We start from the raw sequence: 24,631 nt of genomic DNA, 5'->3' as shown, positions 1-24,631 counted from the left end.
TAAACAAAGAAATAACAGAGTCTCGGCTCCAAATAGAATCCAAAATCTAAATAGAAATTATAGATTCGGCGTTCATTCTTCCCTTAACTAGGCTTAGATTCCTCCACTCCGCTTTCGCTTCGTTACTGAAATCGAAGATTCGACATAGTCAATGACAAATGGTAGTGATTACCGCACTTTTTGTCATTCCTTAGGAATCTAAACAAAGTAACATAGAGACTTTGATCAAAATAGAATGGAAAAACTAAATAGGTCTTACATTATCCCTTACTTGGCTATGGCTAGATTCCTCCACTCCGCTCTCGCTTCATTACTGAAATCGAAGATTCGACGTAGTCAATGACAAATGGTAGTGATTACCATGCTCTTTGTCATTCCTTAGGAATCTAAACAAAGAATAATCTGAAAAGCTTCTAATCAGGGTAAAAATAAAAAACCGAGCCAAAGCCCGGTTTTTATATGTATGCATGGAAACTTAAAACTTCATAATATCTTTCACTACCCCATTCTTCTGAGTATGCTGTAATAGTTCAGTTTCTATAAAACCTTTAACCTGTTCTTCCGTTCCATTATTAGGGAATAAAAGGTGAACGTTAGCTCCCGCATCCAGAGTAAAGAATAGCGGCAATTGAGTTTCTCTTCTAAAATCCCAGATTTTGTTAATCACTTCCAGAGTTCCTGTTTTCATCAAAATAAATGCAGGATCACTCATCATCATCATGGCATGAAGAGTTAATGCTTCGTGTTCCACTAATTTGATAAAGCTTTCCAAGTCCCCGCTTTTAAGAATTGATTTCATTGGAATAAAATTTTCTCTCGCTTCCTGAAATCTCCTTTCTGCATAAGGATTCGTTTTCATCAAACCATGACCTACAGTCGAAGAAACGCTTTTCTGACCTTCATGAATTAATAGTACCCAATCATTAAAATCTCTGAAAACTTCGTGAACTTCAGTATTCGGATATTGAACAGCAAATAAATCTGAGCTTCCGGAAACCTCATCAGAATCACCCCAAACTACCAATCCGTTATACAAGCTTCGGCAGGCGCTTCCACTTCCCAGTCTCGCCAAAAATGAAGCTTTTCTCAGAGCATCTTCTTCAGATATCTTCCCCGAAAAATGATCGTCCAGTTTCATCAGACATTTGGCAATAGCTCCAAATCCTGAGGCTGAACTCGCAATCCCTGAACTATGGGGAAAGGTATTCTCAGTTTTGATGATATATTTTCCTTTTAATATCCAGGGCAAATACTGTTCTATATTTTGAAAATATTTTTCAATTTTTTCAGCGAATTTCTGTTCTTCATTTCCAGATAAAAAAGTCTGTACAGAAAAAGGTTCATTTGCAAAAAACTCTATAGTTGTGTTCGTTTTACAATGGTTTAGGGTATAGCTGATACTTGGGTTTGCAGGAATCTGCTGTTCATATTTCCCCCAGTATTTAATCAAAGCAATATTGGATGGACAGCTTTCTGAAACCGTTTGTGTGTTGATGGTAAAATTTTGTTTCCCTAAAAATTCTTGTGTTGTCATAATTTAATTCAAAATGATAAAACTCGAATACATCCTACAAGTATTAAACAGCTTACTGCAATATTGTTTGCGGAGTTTCAAATTTCATTTAATACATTTTCTCAATAATATCTTCGTATTTCTTAAGAACTACATTTCTCTTGATCTTCAAAGTAGGTGTAATTTCTCCTGTATTGATCTCAAATTCCGAAGGCATTAGTGTAAACTTTTTAACCTTTTCAAAATCCGCCAGGTGTTCCTGTAATTCTTTAATTTTATTTTTATAAAGTGTAATGATCTGCTCACTTTTCACCAATTCAGCCCAGCTTGTAAAAGGAATATTATTCTTTTTGATATAATCTTCCAGAAATTCAAAATTCGGAACGATCAAAGCGGAAACAAACTGTCTTCCTTCTGCAATTAATACAATCTGCTGGATATAATTATTATTGGTTAAAAGATTTTCAATCTGCTGTGGTGCAATATATTTTCCGTTGGAAGTTTTCATAAGGTCTTTAATCCTGTCAGTAATGATTAAATTTCCTTTATCGTCAAATTTACCAGCATCTCCGGTTTTAAACCAGCCATCTTCCGTAAATACAGCTTTTGTATCTTCAGGCTTGTTGTAATACCCCTTCATAATACCATTTCCACGTGCCTGGATCTCATCCTTTTCACCTATTCGTATTTCTACACCGGGCAGTGGTTTTCCACTGGTAGCATGTTCAAAATGAGTCAATGGGAAAAGTGTTAAAGTAGCCGTCGTTTCCGTCAAACCATATCCTACTGTAACGTGAATCCCTACGGACTCAAAAAAACGGGTAACTTCAGGAGATAAAGAAGCTCCACCACAAGGTAAGAACCAAAGTCTTCCACCCATCTTTTCCTTGATCTTACTAAAGACCAGCATATTGGCAATAGATTCTTTTATTTTCAATCCTAACGGTGCTGAGATTTCATTTCTTCTCAGCTCTGCTGTTTCTGAACCTACTTTCAATGCCCAGTTAAAGATTTTCTTTTTTAAAGAGGAGCTTTCAGCGGCCATATCATTCACTCCGGCATAGATCTTCTGGAAAAACCGGGGAACAGCACACATCATTGTCGGCTTCACTTCCACTAAAGCTTTTGCTATATTTTTAGGATCTTCTAAAAAATAAACTCTTGCTCCGCCATACAAAGAAAGCAGGCTCCAGCTTCTTTCAAAAACATGGCTGAGGGGTAAAAATGCCAGAGACAGCTCTTCTTCAAAGTTTTTAAATGTAAAGAATTCAAAATGAGCATCAAAAGCTTTGATGAAGTTACCATGAGTCAGCATCACTCCTTTAGGTGTCCCTGTGGTCCCTGAAGTATAGATAAGCGTTGCTACATCTTCATATTCTTTATGACATATCTCCAGCTTTGGAGATGCTTTTGCAATAAAATCTTCTAAATAAAAACTGTTTTCTTTTTTTATCCAGACCGCTTTTTTAGTAATTATAACTGTATGAAGAGAGCTTGCCTCCTTATTTACAATTTCAAAAGAAGCATCATATTGCTCCTGGTTGCCAACTAGAATTACTTTTGCCTGTGCATCATTAATGATATATTCCGCCTGTTCAGCGTTATTGGTAGTGTAAATAGGTACTGTAATCGCTCCGATTGACATCGAGGCCAGGTCAAAAATCATCCATTCGGCAGAATTATCCGAATAAATAGCCACCTTATCACCTTCCTGAACACCCACATTTTTAAGGGCATTAGCTGTTTTAAAAATCATTTCGCTGAATTTCTTCCAGCTCAGTTCTTTCCAGGCTTCTTTAGTTTTAAAACCAATAGCTGATTTTAAAGGGTGAGTCTCTACATTTTTATTGATAATAGCTTCTGCAAGATTCATTTAGTTCTTCAGCTTTTTGTCGTTAATATAATTATTGAGATGAAAATCAATACTTTCACTTACCGGAATAAACTGGTAGCTAAGCCTTTCTTTAATTTTCTGATTTGAAATCGTAGTAAAAGAAGTTACGGATTCAATATTTGATTTGGTAACAATTTTCAGTTGAGGAATCAGCCATCCAAAAAGGATATTGGCCAACCTTCCAACATTAAGCATTGTCTGAGAAAGGATTTTTGCATCTTTTAATCCTAGTCTGCTGCGAATTTGTTTCCCAACCTCAGCATATCTTTTACTTTCTGAAATGAGAATAAAACGTTCTCCAAAAGCACCTTTATCCATAAGATCAACAGAGATCTTTGCAACATCCCTCACATCAACATACGCTGATCCTCCTGAGAAAGTAAAGCTATTTTTTTCAAAAGTCGAGAATAATTCTCCACTACTTTGATTCCAATTTCCACTTCCAATGATAATAGCAGGATTGATAATGATTGTATTCAAGCCTTCTGCAGATGCCCTCCAAATTTCCATTTCAGATAAATGTTTAGAAATAGCATAGGCAGGATGATCGATTTTCGGATTGAAATCGGAAGTCTCATCCAACTCTCCTTTCTCGTTGAAACCGTCTAAAACGGCAACAGAACTTACATGAAGGAATTTTGTAACATCAGAACCTTCGCAGGCAAACAGAAGATTCTCTGTACCTTTGATATTGGTATGATACATTTCTTTTTCATCCTTGGGATGAAAACTCACTTTGGCAGCACAATGATATACTTCTTGCACTCCTTTCAAAGCTTCCTGCAAAGAATTAATATCATCAAAATCTACATCTACCCATTCTATTTTATCAAAAAAATCATCAGGATTTTCCGTATAAAACTGATATGAATGTTTTACTTCCTTTAAATCGCTTGCAGATCTTTTGGATGCACGTACTCTTTTACCTCTTTTCAGAAGTTCTAAAACAAGTACTCTGCCCAAAATTCCGGTTGCTCCCGTTACAAAAACCATCAATTATATTTCTACTGGATTGTTGACTAAATTATGACAATATTTTTTATTCGCCAATTCTTCATTGAAATGAAAAAGTATCACGAAAAAAAGCATCTGCAAATTTGCAATTTTTAAAACATAATCCAGCTTTATTTCATCAATATTATCTGTTAAAATAGTATCTGCCAAATAGCTTCTATGTTTGTAATGGCAAAACTGCAAAATTGCTGATTTGCTAAATTATAGGTTTAAAAGGTATTTATCATTTCGATAGGAGAAATCTCTTCATATTCTTAACTTCTAAAATAATTCTTAATGTTTTAAATTGAACCATTAAGTTTAGAGTTAAGTTGTTAAGATTATTAAGTATTACTAAATCGTAAATTTGTAAATACGGATAACCTTGTCATTTCGATAGGAGAAATTTCTTAATGTTTTTTGTAACGAGATCCGGATTTATTTAAGCCAATACCATATTATTTCTTCTCGGTGCTTTATCACATAAAACATCCGCAATACTTTTAGAAATTAAATTATCTTCTGTAAGATTATCCAACCAGAAAAACTCTCCGGCAGCATTAATCTCAATAAAATAATATTCATCTTCAGGAGAAACAATAATATCCAAGGCTCCGTAATCCACATGATAAACATCTAAAAGCTCTAATACCTTTTCTTCGATATCTTTCGGAAGTTCTGTACGGATCCATTTGTCAATCAGATTTACACCATCTTTTCTCCAATCTACTTTTGCCTCCTCAGATTGCTGAGAATCGATCTCAAAAGCATAAACATCCTGTCCTACTACCGTTACCCTCAGCTCTTTCTTCTTTTCTATCCTTTTCTGAAACTGCATCGGACAGTATAGCAGCGAATCGAGTTCTTCAAGATTTTCATCTTTTATAACATTGGTAAATACTACATTCTCGACACCATCCTCATAAATAGCAAAACCCGACTGCATTTTCCCGACCACATTTTTGTGTTTAAGAATAAAAGCTTTTGCTTCCTCGGGATTATTGGTAATACAGGTTTCAGGAATTTTAAATCCTATCTTATCCGCTATTTTCAGTTGTTCTTCCTTACTGTCTAATCTTCGGTATACACTCGGTTTCCCTAAAGCATATGCATCAATAGATTCTAAAAATCCAAAAAGTGTGGTTCTTATTTCACCCATCGCCGGACCATAGAATTTAGCATCTATTTCTTCTTTTAAACCACTTCCCATATTATAAGCCCTCCTGTACCATACTGCAGCAATATCGTCCAGACGATGCTTAGCTTCAGGAGTTTCAAGGATACAAATCCACTTTCCATCCTGAAATGTAGTTGATAATTTATTTTTTAAAGGATATAAATCTACATCAAATCGGATTACTTCAAAATTGTTTTTTCCGATATACTCCGTTACTTTTTCTATTGAAAAATTATCCCCTGTATGGGTAATGATTAAAATTTTATTGTTCATTGGTTTTCATTCTTTTGATAAGGTTATCAGCAATACTTTCCGCAATAGGAAAGTCTAATTCTTTTTGTAGCATTCCCCACTCTCCTTGCGGATTGACCTCAAGGAAATAATAGTTCCCGTCTTTTCCTTTGATCATGTCGATCGCTCCCATATATAATCCCATCTCTTTCATCATAAGAGTCAAACGGGATTTAATATCTTCAGGCAACTCATAGGCAGACCAGAAATGATTACCCGGACTCACGCGCCAGTCTACATGCTCGCTATTATTAATTTTCCCGGTAAAAAATATCCCATCCAGATATACAATCCTCAGCTCATATTCTTTTTCAACATAGGGCTGAAAAATCATAGGACAATATTCAATATCTGAAATAAATTCCAAATTCTCTTCATCAATTATGGTTGTGGAAAGTAAATTTTCGCCACTCATTGATTTCTCAACAACACCATGAAGCTTGGCAACTGCTTTCCCATTGCAATGCTCATAAAAGAATTCGGTTATTTTCTTTTCATCATTGGAAAAAAGTGTTTTAGGAATCACCAACTGATTTCTCTGAGCAACCTTTAATTGATATAGCTTATTTCCATCTATTTTCCTTTCCTGTTCGTACGGATTAATCCAGGGAATATTTTCTAAAAAAGTATGGAGATTATATCTAAGGCTTCCATATTCATTTAGAAAAATTCGCTCATAATCTTTATCCAGCTCTTCAGGAACCGTAATCTTCCAGGCTTTTCTATGCCAGACCGCTTTTATCTCTTCAGAGCGAAGCAAATTTCCGTATTCATCTGTCAGTTCAAAAGAATTTTCAGTAATGCTTATCTTCTGAAGATGGTTCATACGATCAGAATTCAACCTGAAATGAGGAATGTTTTTGGAAGTAAGATATTCAAAGAAAATATCAATATTATAAAAATCATTAGAGTGAGTGATACAAAGAATCATGTGCTGTTTTTATTAAAAAAGGAAACTTAGAGTGTAAGTTTCCTTTAATTATGACTTGTTAATAAGTTGATCGATTATATAAACAACTTATTATACTGTTGGAGCATCATCATCTCCATCAGATGGATATTTCATAGTATGTGCCAAATCTACTGTTGGCTTTGTAACAACATCTCTTTCTGGAATTGTAATGTCAGGTCCTCCTCCTGTAACAGATTGTGGATCTTTTAATTGCTTCTCAAGGAATGATGCGAAAAATGGCTTTTTCTTTGAATTCTTGTTTTTCATAATGTTTAGTTTAATTGAATTTAATATTTTGATGAATTTCCTGTTAATCTATCGGTAATGACAGCTCTATTCAAGAGGTCCCGACTCGTCGCTATCAGACGGGTATTTTAAGGTCACATGATCATTTCCCGGAGTCGTTATATTATCAGTTACAAAAGAAGTAATATTATCTCTTGTAGGAATCGTTACAACATCTATACTAGGCGTTGTAATAGTTCCTCCACCGGTTACTTTTTCAGGATCCTGAATTTGTTTCTCTAAAAACGAAGCAAAGAATGGTTTTTTTTGTTTTTTGTTTTTCATAAGTAAATATTTTTAACTTTTTGACCAACCTAAATTACTAAAATTCCAATAGAGAAAAAAATAAATCACTCTTTTAAGACAATTTTAACAAAAACACACAAAATAGTAAATCAAATCAATTTAAACCTAAAAATTGCTTAACAACATTAGTAAAATCAACAGGATTATCTGCCTGAACCCAATGTCCAGCATTTTTCACAACTACTATTGTAGCCTTTGGGAACTGTTGCTTAATAATGTACTCATCCTGCGGCAAAATATAATTGGATTTTTCTCCTGAAATAAATAAGGTATCTCCCTCAAAAACACCAAATTTGATGGCATTGGAAACAAATTCATTGTATTTTTCAGACAAAGTTTTAAGATTAAATCTCCAGTTCAGCTTTTTTTCATCATTCCAATAGAGACTTTTAGCCAAAAACTGAATCGTTGACTTTTCAGGAATGTATTGGCTTAAAACAGCTTCAACATCACTTCTTGAACCGACTGTATTAAAATCAACACTTTCCAATCCTTTAATAATACCCTGATGATGCGGAGGATAAGCTTTAGGAGTCATATCAACAACAATCAGTTTTTCAACTTTTTCAGGATATTTGACAGCAAACTGCATTACCGCTTTTCCACCTAGAGAATGCCCTAATACATGAGCTTTCTCAATTCCCTGATGTTCCATATAACGGGCAATATCATCTGCCAGATCATCATGAGTCATGCTCTCAGAATGAAAGCTTCTGCCATGATTTCGTAAGTCTAATAAATGAACGGGTAAAAATTCCCCCAATTCTTTCCCAAAACTCCCCCAGTTATCTAGCATTCCAAATAATCCGTGAAATACCAAAAGAGGAGTCGACGATTTTTCTTCGCCAAATATTTTTGAATGTAAAATTTCCATATTTATTTTTTTAACTATTAGATGATAGGTAGCAGTTTGTAGGTATCATATAATCAATAGTAATTTCTTAATCAGTCATTCCCCTGCACTCTAAAACACTCGTACTCTCAAACCCTACCGGGCTTACCATTTTGCCAACCTCTTCAGATATGCCTGAATTGTATTTTCCATTCCCATATACAACGCTTCAGAAACTAAAGCATGACCTATTGAAACTTCCAGTAAATTTGGAATATTATCAGCAAAATATTTTAAATTTTCAAGGCTGAGATCATGCCCGGCATTTACTCCTAATCCAAAATTACCCGCTTCAACAGCTGTTGTATAATAAGGCTGTATGGCTTGTTCTTTATTAATCAGATAATTTTTCGCATAGGCTTCTGTATAAAGTTCAATCCTGTCTGCTCCCGTTTTTGCAGCATATTCAACCAATTCAGGAGTTGGATCAAGAAAAATTGAAGTCCGGATTCCTGCATTTTTAAACTCAGCAATGATTTCTTTAAGAAAATCCAAATGCTTTTTGGTATCCCAGCCCGCATTGGAAGTAATCGCGTCATCCGCATCGGGAACCAGTGTAACCTGCTCAGGTTTTACTTCCAGCACCATATCAATAAATGAACGATGTGGATTTCCTTCAATATTAAATTCTGTTGTAACCAAAGGTTTCAGATCATAAACATCTTTTCTTGTAATATGCCTTTCATCGGGCCTCGGATGGATGGTGATTCCCTGTCCTCCGAATTCCTGAATTTTTACTGCCGCTTCTGTTACACTTGGCGTTTCGCCTCCTCTTGCATTCCTTAAAGTAGCAATTTTATTAATGTTTACACTTAGTTTTGTCATGTTTTTATATAGATCTTGAGTAGTTGAAAAAAGCCAGGAGCTGGAAGTCATTCCAGATAAAAAACATCTCTTAGCTTATTAATATCTATTACCCTTTATTATTAAATTATTTAATCAAACTTATTTTCAATTATAATGCTGATGACCTCCTACTTCAAACTCCCTAACCTCCTACTCATCATACTTTTAGCGTTACCTGCATTACCTGTAGATCAAATTCTTTGGAAGCCACTAATAAATGGTCGAAAATATCTGCCTGAATCTGTTCAAAACGTTCCCATTTAGAATCATTGGTAAAACAATAAATTTCCAAGGGCAAACCATGAGGCGTGATATCCAACTGGCGAACCATTCTCATTCCTTTTTCATCGATATCAGGATCATTCTCAATATACTTTTGAGCATAATATCTGAACACTCCAATATTGGTCAGCTGTCTTCCGTTAACAATTTTATCTTTGTGAGCGAGTTTTTCTTTTTCATTTCTGATCTCTACACTCTTTCCTTCAAGGTATTCAGAAATGAGATTGATATCTTTCAGACGTTCAATATCTTCATCATTTAAAAATTTAAAAGAATTGATATTGAAAAAAATTGACTTTTTGATCCGCCTTGTATTCGATTCGGACATGACCTGAAGATTCTTGATTTCTGTCGTCAACAAATCATAAGTTGGAATAGTGGAAACCGTTTTATCAAAATTGGTAATCTTTGTTGTCAAAAGACTGATATCTGCAATATTCCCTTCAATATTATATTTAGGAATTCCGATCCAGTCTCCTACCTTCATATTTTTAGATGTGGCTACATGCAATCCGGTTACAAATCCTAGAATTGTATCTCTGAAAACAAGGACCAAAACAGCAGTGATCGCCCCTAAGCTTCCTAAAATAGTTCCACCTTTTATACCGAAAATCAGACAAATCCCCACCACAGTAAGAATGAAGATTCCAAAAATCTTGACTGATTCTGAAATAGCATTTAAAGCCATTATTTTATAAAAATCCTGCTTGATTACAAAATAATTTCTTAAAGCAGTTAGTGCTCTGAACAGCATTCCTGCAATAACAAAAATAATAGATACACCTACAATAACTCCTAAGAGCTCGAAACTTTTAGGATGTCTCCAAAAAACAGATTTTAAAGCTGATTCTGCAAAGCTTAATGCCCCTAAGTGAACAATTGAATTGGTAATCCTGGATTGGTAGATTGATTTTAAAGCCGGATATTTCTCTTTATCAAAAAAATATTTAAATATGGTATTGACCAGAATTTTAAAAATGAAATCCAACAGATAGACCACCCCTGCTAAAAATAAAAATTTAAGGATGATCTGACAAATAAGTACGAAATCATTCGGCACATTATTTCTTACAAAATAATGGATCTGATCGCTTATATCCTGCAAAAAGTCTTTAGTGTCTTGTAGTTCGTCTTTCATTATAGCAAATTTATGAAATTTAGGGATGATTTTATCGTCTGAATTTTATTATTCTGCATCAATTTTCAGCCCAAAATAATAAAACCACCATAAATCTTCTTTTTTTATATCTTGCATTAATATTTTACGGAATGGATACAACATTAATTAATATTCTCTGCCTTATTCTTTTAGTCCTGGGAATACTAGGAACCTTTCTTCCCGTCTTACCCGGGTTATTATTAAGCCTCGGAGGATTATTGATTTATAAATTCGGGACAGATTCTGATTTGCCTATGCTGTATATCTGGGTTTTCGGAATTCTCACCGCAGCTTCCGCAGTTTTAAATTATGTAATCCCTGCAAGGACCAATAAAAAATACGGTGGTACGACATGGGGAAGTGTAGGCTCAGTTATCGGAACAATTGTCGGGATGTTTCTCCCAATCCCATTAGGATTTTTAATTGGAATGTTTGCCGGGGTATTTATCGGGGAATTACTCCATGACAGCAAAGACATGAATAAGGCCCTGAAATCAACAAAGGGAGCCTTTATAGGTTTTATTTATGGAACAGGATTCAGCTTTGTGGTAGGTGTGGCAATGTTTTTGGTAGTAGTATTAGATATGCTTAATTATATTTAAAAGAAAATCACCATGTTACACAAAACCATTTTATTCAGCTTAGGAATGCTCGCATTGACAAACTGCAGCGCTCAAAAGGAGAAAAAGACCACAACAAATTCATCTGCTTCAGCATCAACCACAGACACGAAAACAATGAATAAAGAAGGCGACATTATGTACTTCACTGAAGGTGAAAATAGATTCCTTAAGGAATATCAAATGAATGTTACTTTCAACACTATCTCTGAAGACAGCCGATGTCCTGAAGGTGTTAACTGCATCTGGGCAGGTGTAGCCGTTGCTAATATTACGGTAATGGGAGTTGCAACAAGACCCGTTACACTAAGTTTGGCCACCACGGATAACCCGGGAAGAAATTATACACAGTCTGCTCCGTTCAACGGATATACTATTTCGTTGACCAATGTTACGCCCTATCCTACAGAGAAAGAAGGAACAAAAGCACTTTCAGGAAAATATAAAATTGGAATTACTATTAAAAAGACAGGAGAAAACCCTACCACGAAATAGGTTTCTTTCCTTTTGAAATAAGATATTCATTAATTTTTGAAAAAGGTTTGCTTCCAAAGAACCCTCTATACACAGAAAATGGTGATGGATGTGCCGATTTCAAAATAAAATGTTTAGCCGGATCAATGAGTTCGGCTTTTTTTTGTGCAAAAGCCCCCCACAATACAAAAACAACATTTTCCTTTTTATCTGAAATTTCTTTAATGATATAATCCGTGAATTTTTCCCATCCAAGATCTTTATGGGAATTAGGAGAATGGGCACGAACAGTCAACGTTGCATTTAATAATAAAACGCCTTGTTTTCCCCAATCATCCAGTTCCTTTGAAGTCCTCACAACTCCCAAATCATCTTTTAACTCGATAAATATATTTTTAAGGGATGGTGGTGCAGCAACCTGTTCTGAAACAGAAAAACATAAGCCGTTTGCCTGGTAATCATTATGGTAAGGATCCTGGCCAATAATTACTACTTCAATATCTTCAAAAGGAGTGATTTCCAGTGCTCTGAAAATCTGATTTTTGGGAGGAAATACTTTGGTAGTAGCATATTCTTGTTTTACTTTTTCCCAAAGATTGGTAAAATATTCTGTGTTTTTTATCGGGGCTAAAATTTCTGTCCAGGTCATGATTTCAATTTGAAAATTTGAAAATGAGTTAATTTTAAAATTAAGTTGAAGCTTATCTCCTAAATCTGAAACATTAAAATCAAATTAAGATTATTAAGCTTTATATTCCCTTGTTTTTAGGAATGACAAATTAATTAATTTTCTTTAAATTAAAGATAATATTATCGGGAAAGTCCTCATCTTTCTTGTCTTCTTCTAAAACAAAATTATACTTTAGAAGCAAAGCTTTTGAGCTTTCATTATACTTATTGGTAATCGCTATAATTTCCTGCAAATTTAGTTCATTAAAACCGTAGTTTAAAACCGCTTCTAATGCTTCGGACATAATCCCTTTTCTATGATAGTTCGGTAACAATTCATAACCTACTTCTGCAGTTTTTCTGTCTTCAGAAAAATTCCACAGGCAAATCGTTCCGATAATATTAGATTCATTCTTGTATGAAACTCCTAAATAAATCGTTTTATTATTTTCCGTATTCTTTTTAATGGTTAGGATAAAATCTAGTGCCTCATAATTCGTTTTTGGCGAATTTCTTATAACATACTTATTGATCAGCTCATTGCTTCGGATCCGCAGGATATCCTCTACATGAGTTTCATTGATTTCTTTCAGAATTAATCTTTCTGTTTCAAGTTTCATATTCCAAATTTAATAAAATTGCTTCAATCAAAATGATCGTATCTCATACATTAATTTTCAAATTAACTCATTTTCAAACGACCACATTCCTAACATTCACAATTTCTCACTAAATTTGCAGCGTGTATATAAATAAAGAAGATTTAAACGAATTAGAATTTCCGCAATTGCTTGCGGAAATTTCTCCATTTGCCTATTCTCCGAAAACGAGAGAAAAAATTCTTCAACTTCGTCCGATGGAAATTGACGAAGCAGACCTTTCTTTAAAAAAAACTTCAGAATACCTGTCCAGTTTTGAAAGTTCCAATGCTATCCCGTTCGATGAATATGAAGATATTGAAGCAGAATTAAAATTAATGCTGATTGAAAATTATCGTCTGGAAAACAGTGCATTTATCAAAATTAAAACCCTTACGGAACAAATAGGAAAACTTCAGAAGTTCTTCCCTACCATGCCAGAGACCTTCCCTAAATTAATGGAAGATGCTTCTGTTCTGGAATTTAAAAAAGAAATTATTGATAAGGTTGATAAAGTCTTTAATCGTTTTGGAGAAGTAAAAAGTGAGGCCTCACCCATTTTGAAGACGCTGCGAACAGAAATTCAGCAGGCTAAAAAAGCAATTCAGGAAAATTTCAACCGTGTATTATTCAATTACGGACAAAGCGATTTTTTAGATGATATCCGTGAAAGTATTATTGAAGATCAAAGGGTATTAGCCGTAAAATCCGCATACAAAAAAAGAGTTCCCGGAAGAGTTTTAGGGCTTTCTAAAACAGGTTCTATTACTTATATCCAGCCGGATACTGTAGTAAAGCATTATTTTAAACTTCGCGAAAACCAGGAAGAAGAGAAAAAGGAAATTGATAAAATCCTTAGAAAGCTTACCGCTGAGCTCGCAGAATTCCAGCCCCAGCTTTGGAGATATCAGATGTATATTTTCGATCTGGATCTGACGAGAGCAAAAGCTAAGTTTGGAGAGCTTGTAAATGGTATCCTGCCAAAAATCAACCGTCATAAAACATTAAGGCTAAAAGATGCTTTCCATCCTTTATTATGGTTGAGAAATAAAGCTGAAAATAAAACCATTTTCCCACAAACCCTGTCATTAACGGAACATAACAGAATCATCTGTATATCCGGACCTAATGCAGGAGGAAAGTCCATTACATTAAAGACTGTAGGACTGCTTCAGCTTATGATTCAGAGTGGTATACTGGTTCCCGTACATCCCAAATCCGAAATGTTTTTCTTTGAAAAAATCATGACGGATATTGGTGACAATCAGTCCATAGAAAACCACCTTTCCACCTATTCTTCCAGATTGAAAAAGATGAGCGGAATCATTCGTGAATCGGATGCCAATACGCTTTTACTGATCGATGAATTTGGAACAGGTTCTGATCCGGAATTAGGAGGAGCTTTAGCCGAAAGTTTTCTGGAATTCTTTTATGATAAAAAGAGTTTTGCAATTATTACAACCCATTATACCAATATCAAACTGGTAATAGAACAGCTTCCTAATGCCGAAAATGCAGCTATGTTGTTTAATGAGGAAACTCTTGAGCCAATGTATAAACTGGAAGTAGGACAAGCCGGAAGCTCCTTTACATTTGAGGTTGCAGAAAAGAATAAAATTCCAAGGTTCATCATTCATTCTGCAAAGAAAAAAGTAGAACATGATATCGTCAATCTTGACAAAACAATTGTAAAGCTCCAACAGGAAAAATTTGAAGTTGAAAAACTAAAAACAGATCTGGCAGAAAGAAAGGAATCCGTTGAAGATAAACGTGACAATTTCCAGAAATTAAATGAGCAGCTCCAGCAAAAACTTTTCAATTTCCAAAAGCTGTATGAAGAAGAACACCGTAAGCTACAGTTTGGGAATAAGATCGAAACTTTTATCGACAGCTATACCAAAGGTAAATCCCGAAAAGATGTGGTTAAAGATTTCGTCAAATTATTAGAGCAGGAAAAATTCAGAAAATTAGGAGCTGACAAAGATGAAACCAAGCGCTTACAGGTGGTCAAAAGAAAGATCACGCAACAGCTGAAGAAAGAAGATGTTATTGAAAAGATAGCTGAAACGAATGAAAAGATAGAGGAAAAGCGTAAAATCGACCGTGCAGTATGGATGAAAATAGGACAACGTGTTCGTATTCCCGGAAGCACAAGTGTCGGAACCATAGAAAAAATCTCTAAAAATAAAGTGATTGTCAACTATGGAACTTTCAAGACAACAATCAACGCAGATGAGTTGGAAAGGATCTAAACTACCGCTTTGTATTGGAAAAATATAGATTGATTAAAATTCCTAAATCTTTATAAGAAAGAAGACGGAATTAAAATTTATAAAAAAGAGGATATTAATTAATATCCTCTTTTTTAATTTTTATCGTTAAACGAACAAGGATTTTGGCTTATATACTTGTCTTCTCAAAAGCATTTAATTTATATATTTGAGGAATCTAAAATTTTTCATCATGAGTTCCGTAAGCAAAGCGTTTTATTTATCAGCCTTTAGTTTGTTTTCTCTGGCTTTTATACAAGGGCAACAAAAAATTCCTTTTGGAGTGGTAAAAGCTGAAGATCGATATGCAAACGTTCGTGTTGCCAAGGATAATTACAGAAAAATTGTAGGTAAGATCCGCATGCGTAAAGGCGATGTTTTTCTTTATGTAAAACCAGCCCCGGGCGAAACCGAATGGCTGTGGATCAAATATCCGGACAAAGAAGAAACGGAAAAACCTTTTGTGCGATACGAAACCCTTGAAAAAGAAGGCATGGTGAATAAAGACCGGGTAGCTTTTATCGACCAGCTCCCTCAATACACTCCTTCTAAATCTAAGAACGGGCGATCCATGATTTTCACGGATAACAATAATCCTAAAATTCCGACAGCGCAAAGAAGTAAAGTAATTATTGATGTTTACCCTTCCAATGCTAGCTATCGTAAGCAGGAAAAAGATGCTGAGGGAAAACTCCTAACCATAGACAAAATAAAACCCTGGGGAATCAGCAATGAAATTCCTGAAGGGATGACGGAAATTAAATCTATTAGAGTACAACAGCCGGGAAGAGGCTCTGTCTTTGTAAGAGAAGCCATTAAAAACATGTTTCAGCCAACCATGGATTTCAATAACATCAATGTTGCAGCCATTGACAACGATAATATTTTTCTTTACATGATCAACGGTTCCGGCGAAAACAGATACACAACTCTTTGGACAATCAAAGAAGGACGGGTTGCCAATCAGATTATTTATAAAAATCCGGAATAATCTACCATAATTCTCTGTTTTATCCTTATTTTTGCCACTGAAAAAGTTTTAATGCTTATTCATCACAGAAGTTGGTTCTGTTTAACCACAGATTAAAAGGGAATCGTGTGAAAATCACGAACTGTCGCGCAACTGTAAGTAGCTAAAAGTCTTTATAAGGAATCCACTGTGCTATGTGTATGGGAAGGAAATAAAGATGTTACAAGTCAGGAGACCTGCCTATTTCTTTAAACAAGAAACTTTCGCGGCTTGAAGTTTATTGATCTGATGGATTGTTTCAGGGATTTCACCATTCCTGTTATTATTCTGTTTGTTTCAATCTATTTCATTTCGCTTTAATTTAATAATGAAATATGACAACAGAAGAAAGAATTCAGGCATCCGAAACCAAAATATTTAAAGCGGTTTTCCCCAATACAACCAATCATTATGATACCCTCTTTGGAGGTACAGCGATGCAATTGATGGATGAAGTGGCATTCATTACCGCAACCCGCTTTGCAAGAAAAAGAGTAGTAACGGTAAGCAGTGACAAAATCGATTTCAAAAAGCCTATTCCTGCAGGAACTATCGTTGAATTGATAGGAACTGTTTCGCATGTCGGCAAAACAAGTATGAAAGTCAATGTAGAAATTTATACGGAACAAATGTATTCTTATGAAAGGGAAAGAGCCATTGTAGGTGATTTTACTTTTGTCGCAATTGATGAATTCAAAAAGCCCATACAAATACTATAATTAGAGAAGCATCCGGCGGCCTTTGGCCGCCGGATGTCTTTTTATTCGAAAATAAGCTTCTCTATTCTTAAAGCAAAATTGCTCGTTTTATCATAATTATTTAAATACTGCTAGAGTTATTTTACTTTTTATTTTAGCAGATAAGGAAATATAAAAAATTAGAGCATAATTATTCTCTTCATACTTCCTTCTGCTAACCTTAAAATAAATAAAACGATCAACAGATTTATATTCTATGAAAAAAATAATTTTTATTGTTTCATTCTTCTTTTCAATTTCTATATGGTCACAAAAGAACATAAAAATTGAGCTTCCTGAAGGTTATGAATTAGGAAATATTATTCTAGCATTAACCGAATATGGAAAAACAGACCCTTATGATGTTCAAAAGATACCTCCCTATTATGATGAAATCATCACTTATTTTTCTCCTGTAAAAGGCCATCCTTTATTAAAAAAAGTAAATTATTCCAGAAAAGACTGGAAAAAGTTCCTGGGTTTCCGAACCGATTTTTATGCTTTTTCATTTGATGAAAAAGGACTACTGAAAAGAGATTACCCTTTCAATTCATTTGGCCCTAAAGAAGTAGATGAAAATCTTGAGCTAATCAATGACTTTGTAAAAAAATCTAATTATCGGACTTTTTATAAAGACCATCAGAGTTTTTATAATTCTTTAATCAACAATTACAAAGACTATTACTTTATCAACGAATCTTATGCTTTTCTAGACAAGATTGCGGGAAGACCTACCAACGACAACAGCAGAACCTATGCTATTGCTATTTCTCCTCTGGTCGGTGGACAAAACTGCCATAGAGATATCAACAGCTTATTAACGGTTGATTTCCCCAATATAGGCCAAGATCTGATACTTGGAAATTTAAAAGGTAATATTGCGCAGAGGATTATTGATAATCATACTATTTTCTCGGAGATAGACCATGGTTATGTAAATCCAATTTCTGATCAATACTCCAATAAAATAAAGGAAAATTTCAGTCTTAATAACTGGGATAAAAATTCAGGATATTCCGATATTAATTCTTTTAATGAATATATGACCTGGGCAGTATATGATTTATTTATCCGAGAAAATTTTCCGGAACAAAAAGTAGATAGTATCTCTACTATCTATTATAAAACAAATATCACACGTGGATTTATAGCCCAAAATTTATTTTCCGAAAAATTGATAGAGCTTTACAAAAGTAATAAGAGCCTGGAAAAATTATATTCCCCAATGTTACAATGGACTCATAAAACGGAGAAAAGCATTTCCCAACCTTCTGTTGTCAACGCAAACAACAAAAACCTTGAGAAGGTTGACAAAAACAATCTAGTAATACAATTCACAGAACCCATGAAAAGGACGAAAAGTATTCAACTGAGATTATTTGAATTAGTAGATGGAAAAGAAACCAATAACAGAACCATTATTACTATTACAAATCCAGTTTGGTCCAAAAATGGAAAAGAAGTTAAATTCAAATTAGATACTCCATATAAAGATTTTGGATTATCTTTTCATATATGGAATAGTAAAACAGGACTTTATTCTAAGAATGGTATTTTACTAAATCCCCGAAACTACTTATTACTTTCATCATAAATAATTTCAGCCTGCCTATAAATTAAAAATAAAGACACTGCTCAAAATAGCTGAACAGTGTCTTTTCTTTTATAAAAGTTGAATTACTTTAAAACTTTTTCCGTTTCCAAACTTTTGCTCAATAAAAGTTGAAAGGCTTCTCCCATTTCATCGGAAGCACGGCTTATTGCGTTTTCTAACATGTTTCTGATCTGGCTTTCGGTTACCTTTGCTTCAGTCCAGCTTTTTCCAGACGTGTGCGAATTAAGGATAAAAGGCATAATACGGTCTATAGCACAGGCAAAAATAGCATCCGGCGTTTGCTCTTCTTCAAATTCAAGCCAAAGGTTTAAAAATTCTGAACGTAAAGGTTCATCCAAAATTCCAAAAATATTCTGAGCAGATAATTTTTCCCTTTCAAATTTTCCTACCATTGCTTTCTCATCAAATATGAAAGTATCTCCTGCTTCTATTTCAACCAAATCATGAATGGAAAGCATTCTTATAACTCTTAGGAGATCAATGTCAGCTCTGTTTTTTGCATAAGGATAGAGCACCTGAGCTAAAATAATAATCTGCCATGAATGCTCAGCAGTATTCTCTCTTCTTGAATCATCTGCATTAAAATTTCTTCTTTGTACATTTTTTAAAGCATCTACTGCTAAAATAAAATCGATTTCCTTTTGTATTTTCATGATACGCTTATTTGTAATATTGATCTATCTGATATTTTATGTGTCAATATCTATTTTTCTCTTTGAGCTCAAATTTTGCTGAAATTATATAATATTCAACATGTATTTTTTAATCTGAATTCTCTCACTGATTATGAATAAAATTCATAACAAAAGTAAGAATAGCCATTAAATTTTTAAACATTCACTACTCATTTTAACAAAATTTCATTTTCATTAAAAAATTAAATAAATTTATTTAATTGATTTACAGTTGTTTAAATAATTACATTTAAAAATAACACTACTTTGTATTGCATAATACCATTTTAATTACATATCTTTGTAATGTAAAATTAGAATAGGTTCAACTAGCTAGGAACTGAAGTCTAAAATACTAACTAATTAAAAACTTATTAAGATGAATACTGAAAATACCAAGGCGCAAATGCGAAAAGGGATTCTGGAGTTCTGTATTTTAAGTCTTATCAATCATCGCGAAATGTATGTTTCCGACCTAATAGATGAACTGAAAAAAGGAAAACTGGATGTTGTAGAAGGCACACTCTACCCTCTTTTAACAAGATTAAAAAATGGTGAGTTTCTTTCTTACAGATGGGAAGAATCAACCGGAGGACCACCAAGAAAATATTACCAAATTACAGAAAAAGGTAAATTGTTTTTAGATGAACTTCAAAACACGTGGCACGAATTAACCAATTCAGTAAACCAAATCACTCAAAAAAATTAAAAAACAAAGCTATGAACAAGACACTCTCAATAGGACTCGCAGGTTTTTCTTTTACGATAGAGGAACACGCATACATAAAGCTAAGCGACTACCTTAATGCACTGAGAAGCTCACTAGATGCTTCAGAGGCAGACGAGGTAATGCATGACATAGAAATAAGAATGGTTGAAATTTTCAGGGATTCGTTAGGAAAACGTGAAGTTATCAACGATACAGATGTAGAAAGAGTAATCGCACAAATCGGTACTCCTGAAAAGATTGAAGAACAGGAAGAGGCGTATTATTCTGAAAAAAATTCTAAGAAAACTAATAATTCAGGTACTGAACAAACAGATAAAAAGCAATTGTTCCGTGATCCGGAAAGACAAAAAATTGCAGGGGTTTGTGCTGGATTAGCACACTATGTAGGAATGGATATTACTGCAATGCGAGCCATCTGGTTAGGTGTATTTATCTTAGGAATATTTACAGCCGCAATTTCTTCTTCATTAGTTGCCTTGCTTTATATCATTCTTTGGATAGTACTTCCCAAAGCAGAAACAGCAGCCGATTTTTTGAAAATGAAGGGAAAGCCTATGAACTTCGATAATCTGAAAAACGAATCTAACAAACTGGTACAGTTTGCTAACGAATCTACACAGAGAGTCGGAGAAATATACATTGAAAACAAACCTTATATCAACAATGCCGGGAATGGAGTCTGGAATATCTTAAAATATGTAATTGGCGGAATACTTGCTTTAATGGCAATAAGCAGTATTATTGGAGTATTTGTTGTGTTCGGGCTTTTCGGAATGGATTCTAACTTCCCGGGCGCTAATCAAATGAAATTCTATTTCGATGACAGCGGACTGTATAAAGTCTTATCTGCAATCATTATCATTGGATCATTAATTCCTGCCATTATATTCAGTTTATTAAGCATAAAAATCTTCTCTCCAAAAACTAAATTGAGAAATATAGGTTGGGTTATAGGCGCTTTATTTCTTACTCTAATGGCTCTTGGAGCTTATTTCGGAGTAAGTATGGCCAAAAGAGAAATGTTTTTAAAAGGGCATAAAGAAGATACTGAAGAGGTCTCTATTAATACCCCTTCCGACAGTTTATATGTAGACCTGAAGCAAATAGCTATTCCACAAAGTTTTACAGGATACGACAACGATCTTTATTCTGACAAGGTATCTGTGTTTGAAAAAGACTGGATTCATGTTCAGGTAACAAGAAAAGCGGGTATAAAAACTCCTTATCTGATCATTAAAAAAGAAGCCAAAGGTTATAATGTTCCGCTGAATGTGAGCGTTCCTGTAGAAATCGTAAATAACAAAGTGATCCTGCCAAACTATATCAAATATCCTTATGAACACCGTTTCAGAGATTATAGTGTAGATTATGAGCTGGTAGTCCCTCAAAATGCAGTGATTATCCCTTTAAAAAAAGGAGGAATTGATTTTGATGGGGATCTTAACGGAGACGGAATCGATGATGACGACCAGAATGGAGATGATGATCATGGAAATATCAGAATCGAAAAAAATAAAATTTCAGTAAACGGCTCTACGTTTGAATACAGCTCTGATGATAAAGACAGCATCATCATCAACGGAAAAAAAGTTCCAAGCTCTCAATCTAAAAAAGTACTTGATTCAGTAAAGTCAAGTATCGAAAAGAAAGGAAATGTTGACATCCAAATAAAGGATGGAAAAAAAGAAATATCCATAAAAACTAAATAACAAACTGCAGAGAGTGGCAGAAGGTGTGAATGGAAGACAATCGTTTGAAATTCACACTCTTCTTCTCTCAGCAACACCAAAAAATTTGCTCTATTTAGTTCTTTATGTTAAAAATTTGTTATACCTTCGTATAGTTATATAAATCATAACCAAATCATTTAAAAACACCCCAACCATGGTACAAGTAGCATTAGAAATTGTAATGAAAATCGTAGATTTAATCAGCGGTTTATTTTAAGAGCGATAATATTTCAATATATTTGTAAAGTATAACTCATTTGGTTATACTTTTTTTGTTTTAATACGAAAATATATGAAAAAACTAATCGGCAATTTGATGTTGAAACTCATGGGTTGGAAAGTCGTTCTTCAGGGCGATGTAAACAATCTAAACAGGTGTATTCTTGTCGTTGCACCCCACACCCACAATATGGAATACATACTGGGTAATTTTTCTTATTGGTCTTTAAAAAAGCCATTAAAAATCATCATCAAGGATACCCATACCAAAGCCTGGTACGGTGGAATTGTAAAAGGTCTTGGTGGAATTGGCATCGACAGAAGCCAGAAAAATGATCTGGTTAATTTCGTTGCTTCTCAATTTGCCAAAGAAGATTTCAGTCTGGTAATTACTCCTGAAGGAACCAGAAGCTGGGTGCCAAAATGGAGAAAAGGATTTTACCATATGGCTTTAGCAGCCAAAGTACCTATTGTCCTGGCAGCCGGAGATTTTAAAAAAAACATCATTTATTTAGGATATACCATTCCGTATGAGAGAATTGCTTCTGTTCCTTTTACAGAAATTATGGAAGAAATTCAGAACTATTACATTAAGAATGATATTACACCAAAAGTTCCTGAAAACTGGAACCCCAATATTATAGGAACAGAAAACGACTAATAAAAATAAGTAATTATTAATGATTAATAAGTAATGCACATTGCAGATTGTTTATCACTTATTACCCATATAAAAAAGTATAATCTATGAAAGATATGACCAAAGATGAGCTATTAGACTTCCTGAATAATTGGGGGGAAGAAACATTAGCCAAAGCACTTGAAATAAAATTCATTGATATAGATCAGACTAATGAAACACTCACCGCTACGATGCCTGTCCTGCCAAGAGTACATCAGCCGTTTGGCATTTTACATGGTGGTGCAAGTTGCGTTTTAGCCGAAACCCTAGGGTCTAGCCTGTCCAATATTTTCATTGATGGTGAAAAGTTTTATGGGGTTGGAACCAATATCAATTCTAATCATTTAAGAAGCAAAAAAGATGGGATCATAACAGGAACGGCTCGATTTATCAGAAAGGGAAAAACCATGCATGTTTCAGAAATTGAAATCCGTGATGAAAAAGGACAACTGATCAATCATACTACCATGACCAATAATATTATCAACAGATAAGCTATCTTACAGAATAAATATATACAGGCTCAATTTTTGGGCCTTTTTAATGTCCTTATCCCACATTAATACAAAAAAAGCCTTATTTGATTTTGACATCATTAAGACTAATAATACCTTTGCAGTAAGAAAACAGGCTAAGACTATTTAATAGCAGACTCATGATTTATTTCAAACTTCCTTTTGACGAAAAACTGTATACAATCAACGAAGACCTATCTAAAAATTCCGTCACTTTTTACGCTTTCGATAATTCTGAACAATTGAATTTCAAAGGAGATATTATAGAAGTTAAGCCAGAAGATTTTGAAAAAATAAGAATTCCGTATCAGTCTTTACCCAAACAAGCAGATGCTGTCATTGCTGAAACTAAAGATGAGTATATCCAAAAACTCAACAAAGTAATTGCAGTTATTAAAAATAATCAACTTCCCAAACTGGTACTTTCCAGAAGAAAGATCATTGAAGGATTTAATACTATTGATTTAAAAGAAAGTTTTAAAAACCTTTGCTCTGCCTACCCTAATGCTTTCAGGTATATTTTCATTCATGAAGGAAACTCATGGATGGGTGCTTTTTCAGAGGTTTTAGGAAAATTCAGTACCATCACTCATGAATTTGAAACCATGAGCCTAGCGGGTACTCTTCCGGTTTCTGAAAGCTGGTCTGAAAAAGAAATTGAAGAACAAAAGCCTGTTTCTAAATACATCCGGGATATTCTAAAAAAATATGCGCCTGCTGATGAAATCGAAGAATCCCCTACTAGTGAGCATATTTCGGGAAATATTAAACACCTCCGAACAGATTTTAAACTAAAGCTCAATACAGAAGAGATCGTAGATCAGCTTATACGTGAGCTGCATCCTACACCGGCTGTTTGTGGTATTCCCAAAGATTTTTGCAGAGAAAATATTGAAAAATTTGAAAAATTTCCCCGTGAGCTTTATGCAGGCTATATAAAAGTTGAAATCAAAGATACAGTTCAGTATTTCGTTAATTTACGCTGTGCAAAGCTTTATCAGGACTCTGTTCATCTATTTGTTGGTGGTGGCATTACAGCACAAAGTAATCCTGAGAAAGAATGGCAGGAAACGGAATTGAAGTCTGAGGCTGTTTTAAAAAATCTCATTTATTCTTAAATCATACTGGATTCCCATTATTTTCTGCATGCTATAATTCTTGACTAATTCCTTTCATTAGCCTGAATATGATCATGATGAAAATTCCTTTTTAAATTTTAATAAGCTTCTTTCTTTTTGTAGCCTGTAAGGATGTTTCTTCCAAAAAATATAATGAAAGCCAAGAATTAGTTCCTAATCCAGAAGAACATCAAAAGGATACCTTTCCCGCGGACACCACATACACCTCAGTACAAAAAATCCAGCAACCATTCTGAAAAAAAAATTAAGTTTTTTTTATTATAATTATTTCTGATAAGTCAAATAAATTTAAAAATTCACTAGATAATCTTAAAAATCAT

General features: G+C 34.2%; 24 protein-coding genes and 1 riboswitch. Of the genes, 11 read left to right on the top strand and 13 right to left on the bottom strand.

Features of this window, described 5'->3' with window-relative positions; translation table 11 throughout:
* Window positions 1-475 precede the first annotated feature (475 nt).
* The 10 genes from CJF12_RS00485 to CJF12_RS00440 form a co-directional block, all read right to left on the bottom strand.
* A complete protein-coding gene (locus tag CJF12_RS00485) occupies window positions 476-1,534 on the bottom strand; it encodes a diphosphomevalonate/mevalonate 3,5-bisphosphate decarboxylase family protein (protein WP_034682450.1) in 1,059 nt (352 codons plus the stop codon).
* An 88-nt stretch (window positions 1,535-1,622) separates the two neighbouring features.
* On the bottom strand, window positions 1,623-3,386 hold the full coding sequence (locus tag CJF12_RS00480; protein ID WP_034682451.1) for an AMP-dependent synthetase/ligase: 1,764 nt from the start codon (window positions 3,384-3,386) through the stop codon (window positions 1,623-1,625).
* Complete coding sequence (locus CJF12_RS00475) at window positions 3,387-4,400, bottom strand: NAD-dependent epimerase/dehydratase family protein (RefSeq protein WP_034682518.1); 1,014 nt, start codon at window positions 4,398-4,400, stop codon at window positions 3,387-3,389.
* 442 nt (window positions 4,401-4,842) lie between these two features.
* Complete coding sequence (locus tag CJF12_RS00470) at window positions 4,843-5,850, bottom strand: MvdC/MvdD family ATP grasp protein (protein WP_034682453.1); 1,008 nt, start codon at window positions 5,848-5,850, stop codon at window positions 4,843-4,845.
* Window positions 5,840-6,799 carry an MvdC/MvdD family ATP grasp protein gene (locus CJF12_RS00465; protein WP_034682454.1) on the bottom strand — a complete coding sequence of 320 codons (960 nt, stop codon included), beginning with the start codon at window positions 6,797-6,799 and terminating at the stop codon, window positions 5,840-5,842. The genes CJF12_RS00470 and CJF12_RS00465 overlap by 11 nt, the downstream gene beginning before the upstream one ends.
* 90 nt (window positions 6,800-6,889) lie before the next feature.
* Window positions 6,890-7,087: a microviridin/marinostatin family tricyclic proteinase inhibitor gene (locus CJF12_RS00460; RefSeq protein ID WP_034682457.1), complete on the bottom strand. Its 198-nt coding sequence runs from the start codon at window positions 7,085-7,087 to the stop codon at window positions 6,890-6,892.
* A gap of 66 nt (window positions 7,088-7,153) precedes the next feature.
* Window positions 7,154-7,390, bottom strand: coding sequence for a microviridin/marinostatin family tricyclic proteinase inhibitor (locus CJF12_RS00455; RefSeq protein ID WP_034682458.1), 237 nt, complete (start codon window positions 7,388-7,390; stop codon window positions 7,154-7,156).
* Window positions 7,391-7,505: 115 nt separating this feature from the next.
* The gene (locus tag CJF12_RS00450) at window positions 7,506-8,285 is read right to left on the bottom strand and encodes an alpha/beta fold hydrolase (RefSeq protein WP_034682459.1); all 780 of its coding nucleotides are present in this window, start codon (window positions 8,283-8,285) and stop codon (window positions 7,506-7,508) included.
* A gap of 123 nt (window positions 8,286-8,408) precedes the next feature.
* On the bottom strand, window positions 8,409-9,128 hold the full coding sequence (locus CJF12_RS00445) for a pyridoxine 5'-phosphate synthase (protein ID WP_034682519.1): 720 nt from the start codon (window positions 9,126-9,128) through the stop codon (window positions 8,409-8,411).
* A gap of 178 nt (window positions 9,129-9,306) precedes the next feature.
* The gene (locus CJF12_RS00440; protein WP_034682461.1) at window positions 9,307-10,569 is read right to left on the bottom strand and encodes a mechanosensitive ion channel family protein; all 1,263 of its coding nucleotides are present in this window, start codon (window positions 10,567-10,569) and stop codon (window positions 9,307-9,309) included.
* A gap of 131 nt (window positions 10,570-10,700) precedes the next feature.
* On the opposite strand from CJF12_RS00440, the gene CJF12_RS00435 reads away from it, so the two are divergent.
* Together CJF12_RS00435 and CJF12_RS00430 are read left to right on the top strand one after the other, a co-directional pair.
* Window positions 10,701-11,192: a DUF456 domain-containing protein gene (locus CJF12_RS00435; protein WP_034682463.1), complete on the top strand. Its 492-nt coding sequence runs from the start codon at window positions 10,701-10,703 to the stop codon at window positions 11,190-11,192.
* 12 nt (window positions 11,193-11,204) lie between these two features.
* Window positions 11,205-11,705: a hypothetical protein gene (locus CJF12_RS00430; protein ID WP_034682464.1), complete on the top strand. Its 501-nt coding sequence runs from the start codon at window positions 11,205-11,207 to the stop codon at window positions 11,703-11,705.
* On the opposite strand, the gene CJF12_RS00425 is transcribed toward CJF12_RS00430, so the two are convergent.
* Together CJF12_RS00425 and CJF12_RS00420 are read right to left on the bottom strand one after the other, a co-directional pair.
* Entirely contained in the window at window positions 11,692-12,333 is a 642-nt protein-coding gene (locus tag CJF12_RS00425) for a uracil-DNA glycosylase (RefSeq protein ID WP_034682465.1), read from the bottom strand. The genes CJF12_RS00430 and CJF12_RS00425 overlap by 14 nt on opposite strands.
* Window positions 12,334-12,463: 130 nt before the next feature.
* On the bottom strand, window positions 12,464-12,973 hold the full coding sequence (locus tag CJF12_RS00420) for a GNAT family N-acetyltransferase (RefSeq protein ID WP_034682466.1): 510 nt from the start codon (window positions 12,971-12,973) through the stop codon (window positions 12,464-12,466).
* Window positions 12,974-13,095: 122 nt separating this feature from the next.
* Here CJF12_RS00420 and CJF12_RS00415 point away from each other — a divergent pair, with 122 nt between their 5' ends.
* From CJF12_RS00415 to CJF12_RS00400, 4 genes are all read left to right on the top strand, one after another.
* Complete coding sequence (locus CJF12_RS00415) at window positions 13,096-15,243, top strand: endonuclease MutS2 (RefSeq protein WP_034682468.1); 2,148 nt, start codon at window positions 13,096-13,098, stop codon at window positions 15,241-15,243.
* Window positions 15,244-15,454: 211 nt separating this feature from the next.
* Window positions 15,455-16,252, top strand: a complete 798-nt coding sequence (locus CJF12_RS00410; protein WP_228379065.1) for a hypothetical protein — start codon at window positions 15,455-15,457, stop codon at window positions 16,250-16,252.
* Between the two features lie 55 nt (window positions 16,253-16,307).
* Window positions 16,308-16,489, top strand: a riboswitch (cobalamin riboswitch).
* Window positions 16,490-16,605: 116 nt separating this feature from the next.
* Window positions 16,606-16,989, top strand: a complete 384-nt coding sequence (locus tag CJF12_RS00405; protein WP_034682469.1) for an acyl-CoA thioesterase — start codon at window positions 16,606-16,608, stop codon at window positions 16,987-16,989.
* A gap of 235 nt (window positions 16,990-17,224) precedes the next feature.
* On the top strand, window positions 17,225-18,601 hold the full coding sequence (locus CJF12_RS00400) for a DUF4932 domain-containing protein (RefSeq protein WP_034682470.1): 1,377 nt from the start codon (window positions 17,225-17,227) through the stop codon (window positions 18,599-18,601).
* Between the two features lie 83 nt (window positions 18,602-18,684).
* Here CJF12_RS00400 and CJF12_RS00395 read toward each other — a convergent pair whose 3' ends face one another.
* A complete protein-coding gene (locus CJF12_RS00395) occupies window positions 18,685-19,275 on the bottom strand; it encodes an HD domain-containing protein (RefSeq protein WP_034682471.1) in 591 nt (196 codons plus the stop codon).
* A gap of 400 nt (window positions 19,276-19,675) precedes the next feature.
* Between CJF12_RS00395 and CJF12_RS00390 the strand changes: the two genes are divergently transcribed.
* The 5 genes from CJF12_RS00390 (at window position 19,676) to CJF12_RS00370 (ending at window position 24,290) form a co-directional block, all read left to right on the top strand.
* On the top strand, window positions 19,676-20,005 hold the full coding sequence (locus tag CJF12_RS00390) for a PadR family transcriptional regulator (protein WP_034682472.1): 330 nt from the start codon (window positions 19,676-19,678) through the stop codon (window positions 20,003-20,005).
* Window positions 20,006-20,016: 11 nt separating this feature from the next.
* Window positions 20,017-21,735 carry a PspC domain-containing protein gene (locus tag CJF12_RS00385; RefSeq protein ID WP_034682473.1) on the top strand — a complete coding sequence of 573 codons (1,719 nt, stop codon included), beginning with the start codon at window positions 20,017-20,019 and terminating at the stop codon, window positions 21,733-21,735.
* 313 nt (window positions 21,736-22,048) lie between these two features.
* Complete coding sequence (locus CJF12_RS00380) at window positions 22,049-22,636, top strand: 1-acyl-sn-glycerol-3-phosphate acyltransferase (RefSeq protein WP_034682474.1); 588 nt, start codon at window positions 22,049-22,051, stop codon at window positions 22,634-22,636.
* Between the two features lie 86 nt (window positions 22,637-22,722).
* Window positions 22,723-23,151: a PaaI family thioesterase gene (locus CJF12_RS00375; protein ID WP_034682475.1), complete on the top strand. Its 429-nt coding sequence runs from the start codon at window positions 22,723-22,725 to the stop codon at window positions 23,149-23,151.
* A 161-nt stretch (window positions 23,152-23,312) separates the two neighbouring features.
* On the top strand, window positions 23,313-24,290 hold the full coding sequence (locus CJF12_RS00370) for a chorismate-binding protein (RefSeq protein ID WP_034682476.1): 978 nt from the start codon (window positions 23,313-23,315) through the stop codon (window positions 24,288-24,290).
* Window positions 24,291-24,631 lie beyond the last annotated feature (341 nt).

This window comes from Chryseobacterium piperi (assembly GCF_002285635.2).
Classification (GTDB): domain Bacteria; phylum Bacteroidota; class Bacteroidia; order Flavobacteriales; family Weeksellaceae; genus Chryseobacterium; species Chryseobacterium piperi.
Note: the sequence above shows the minus strand (reverse complement) of the source record. Positions and strands in the feature narration are given on the sequence as shown.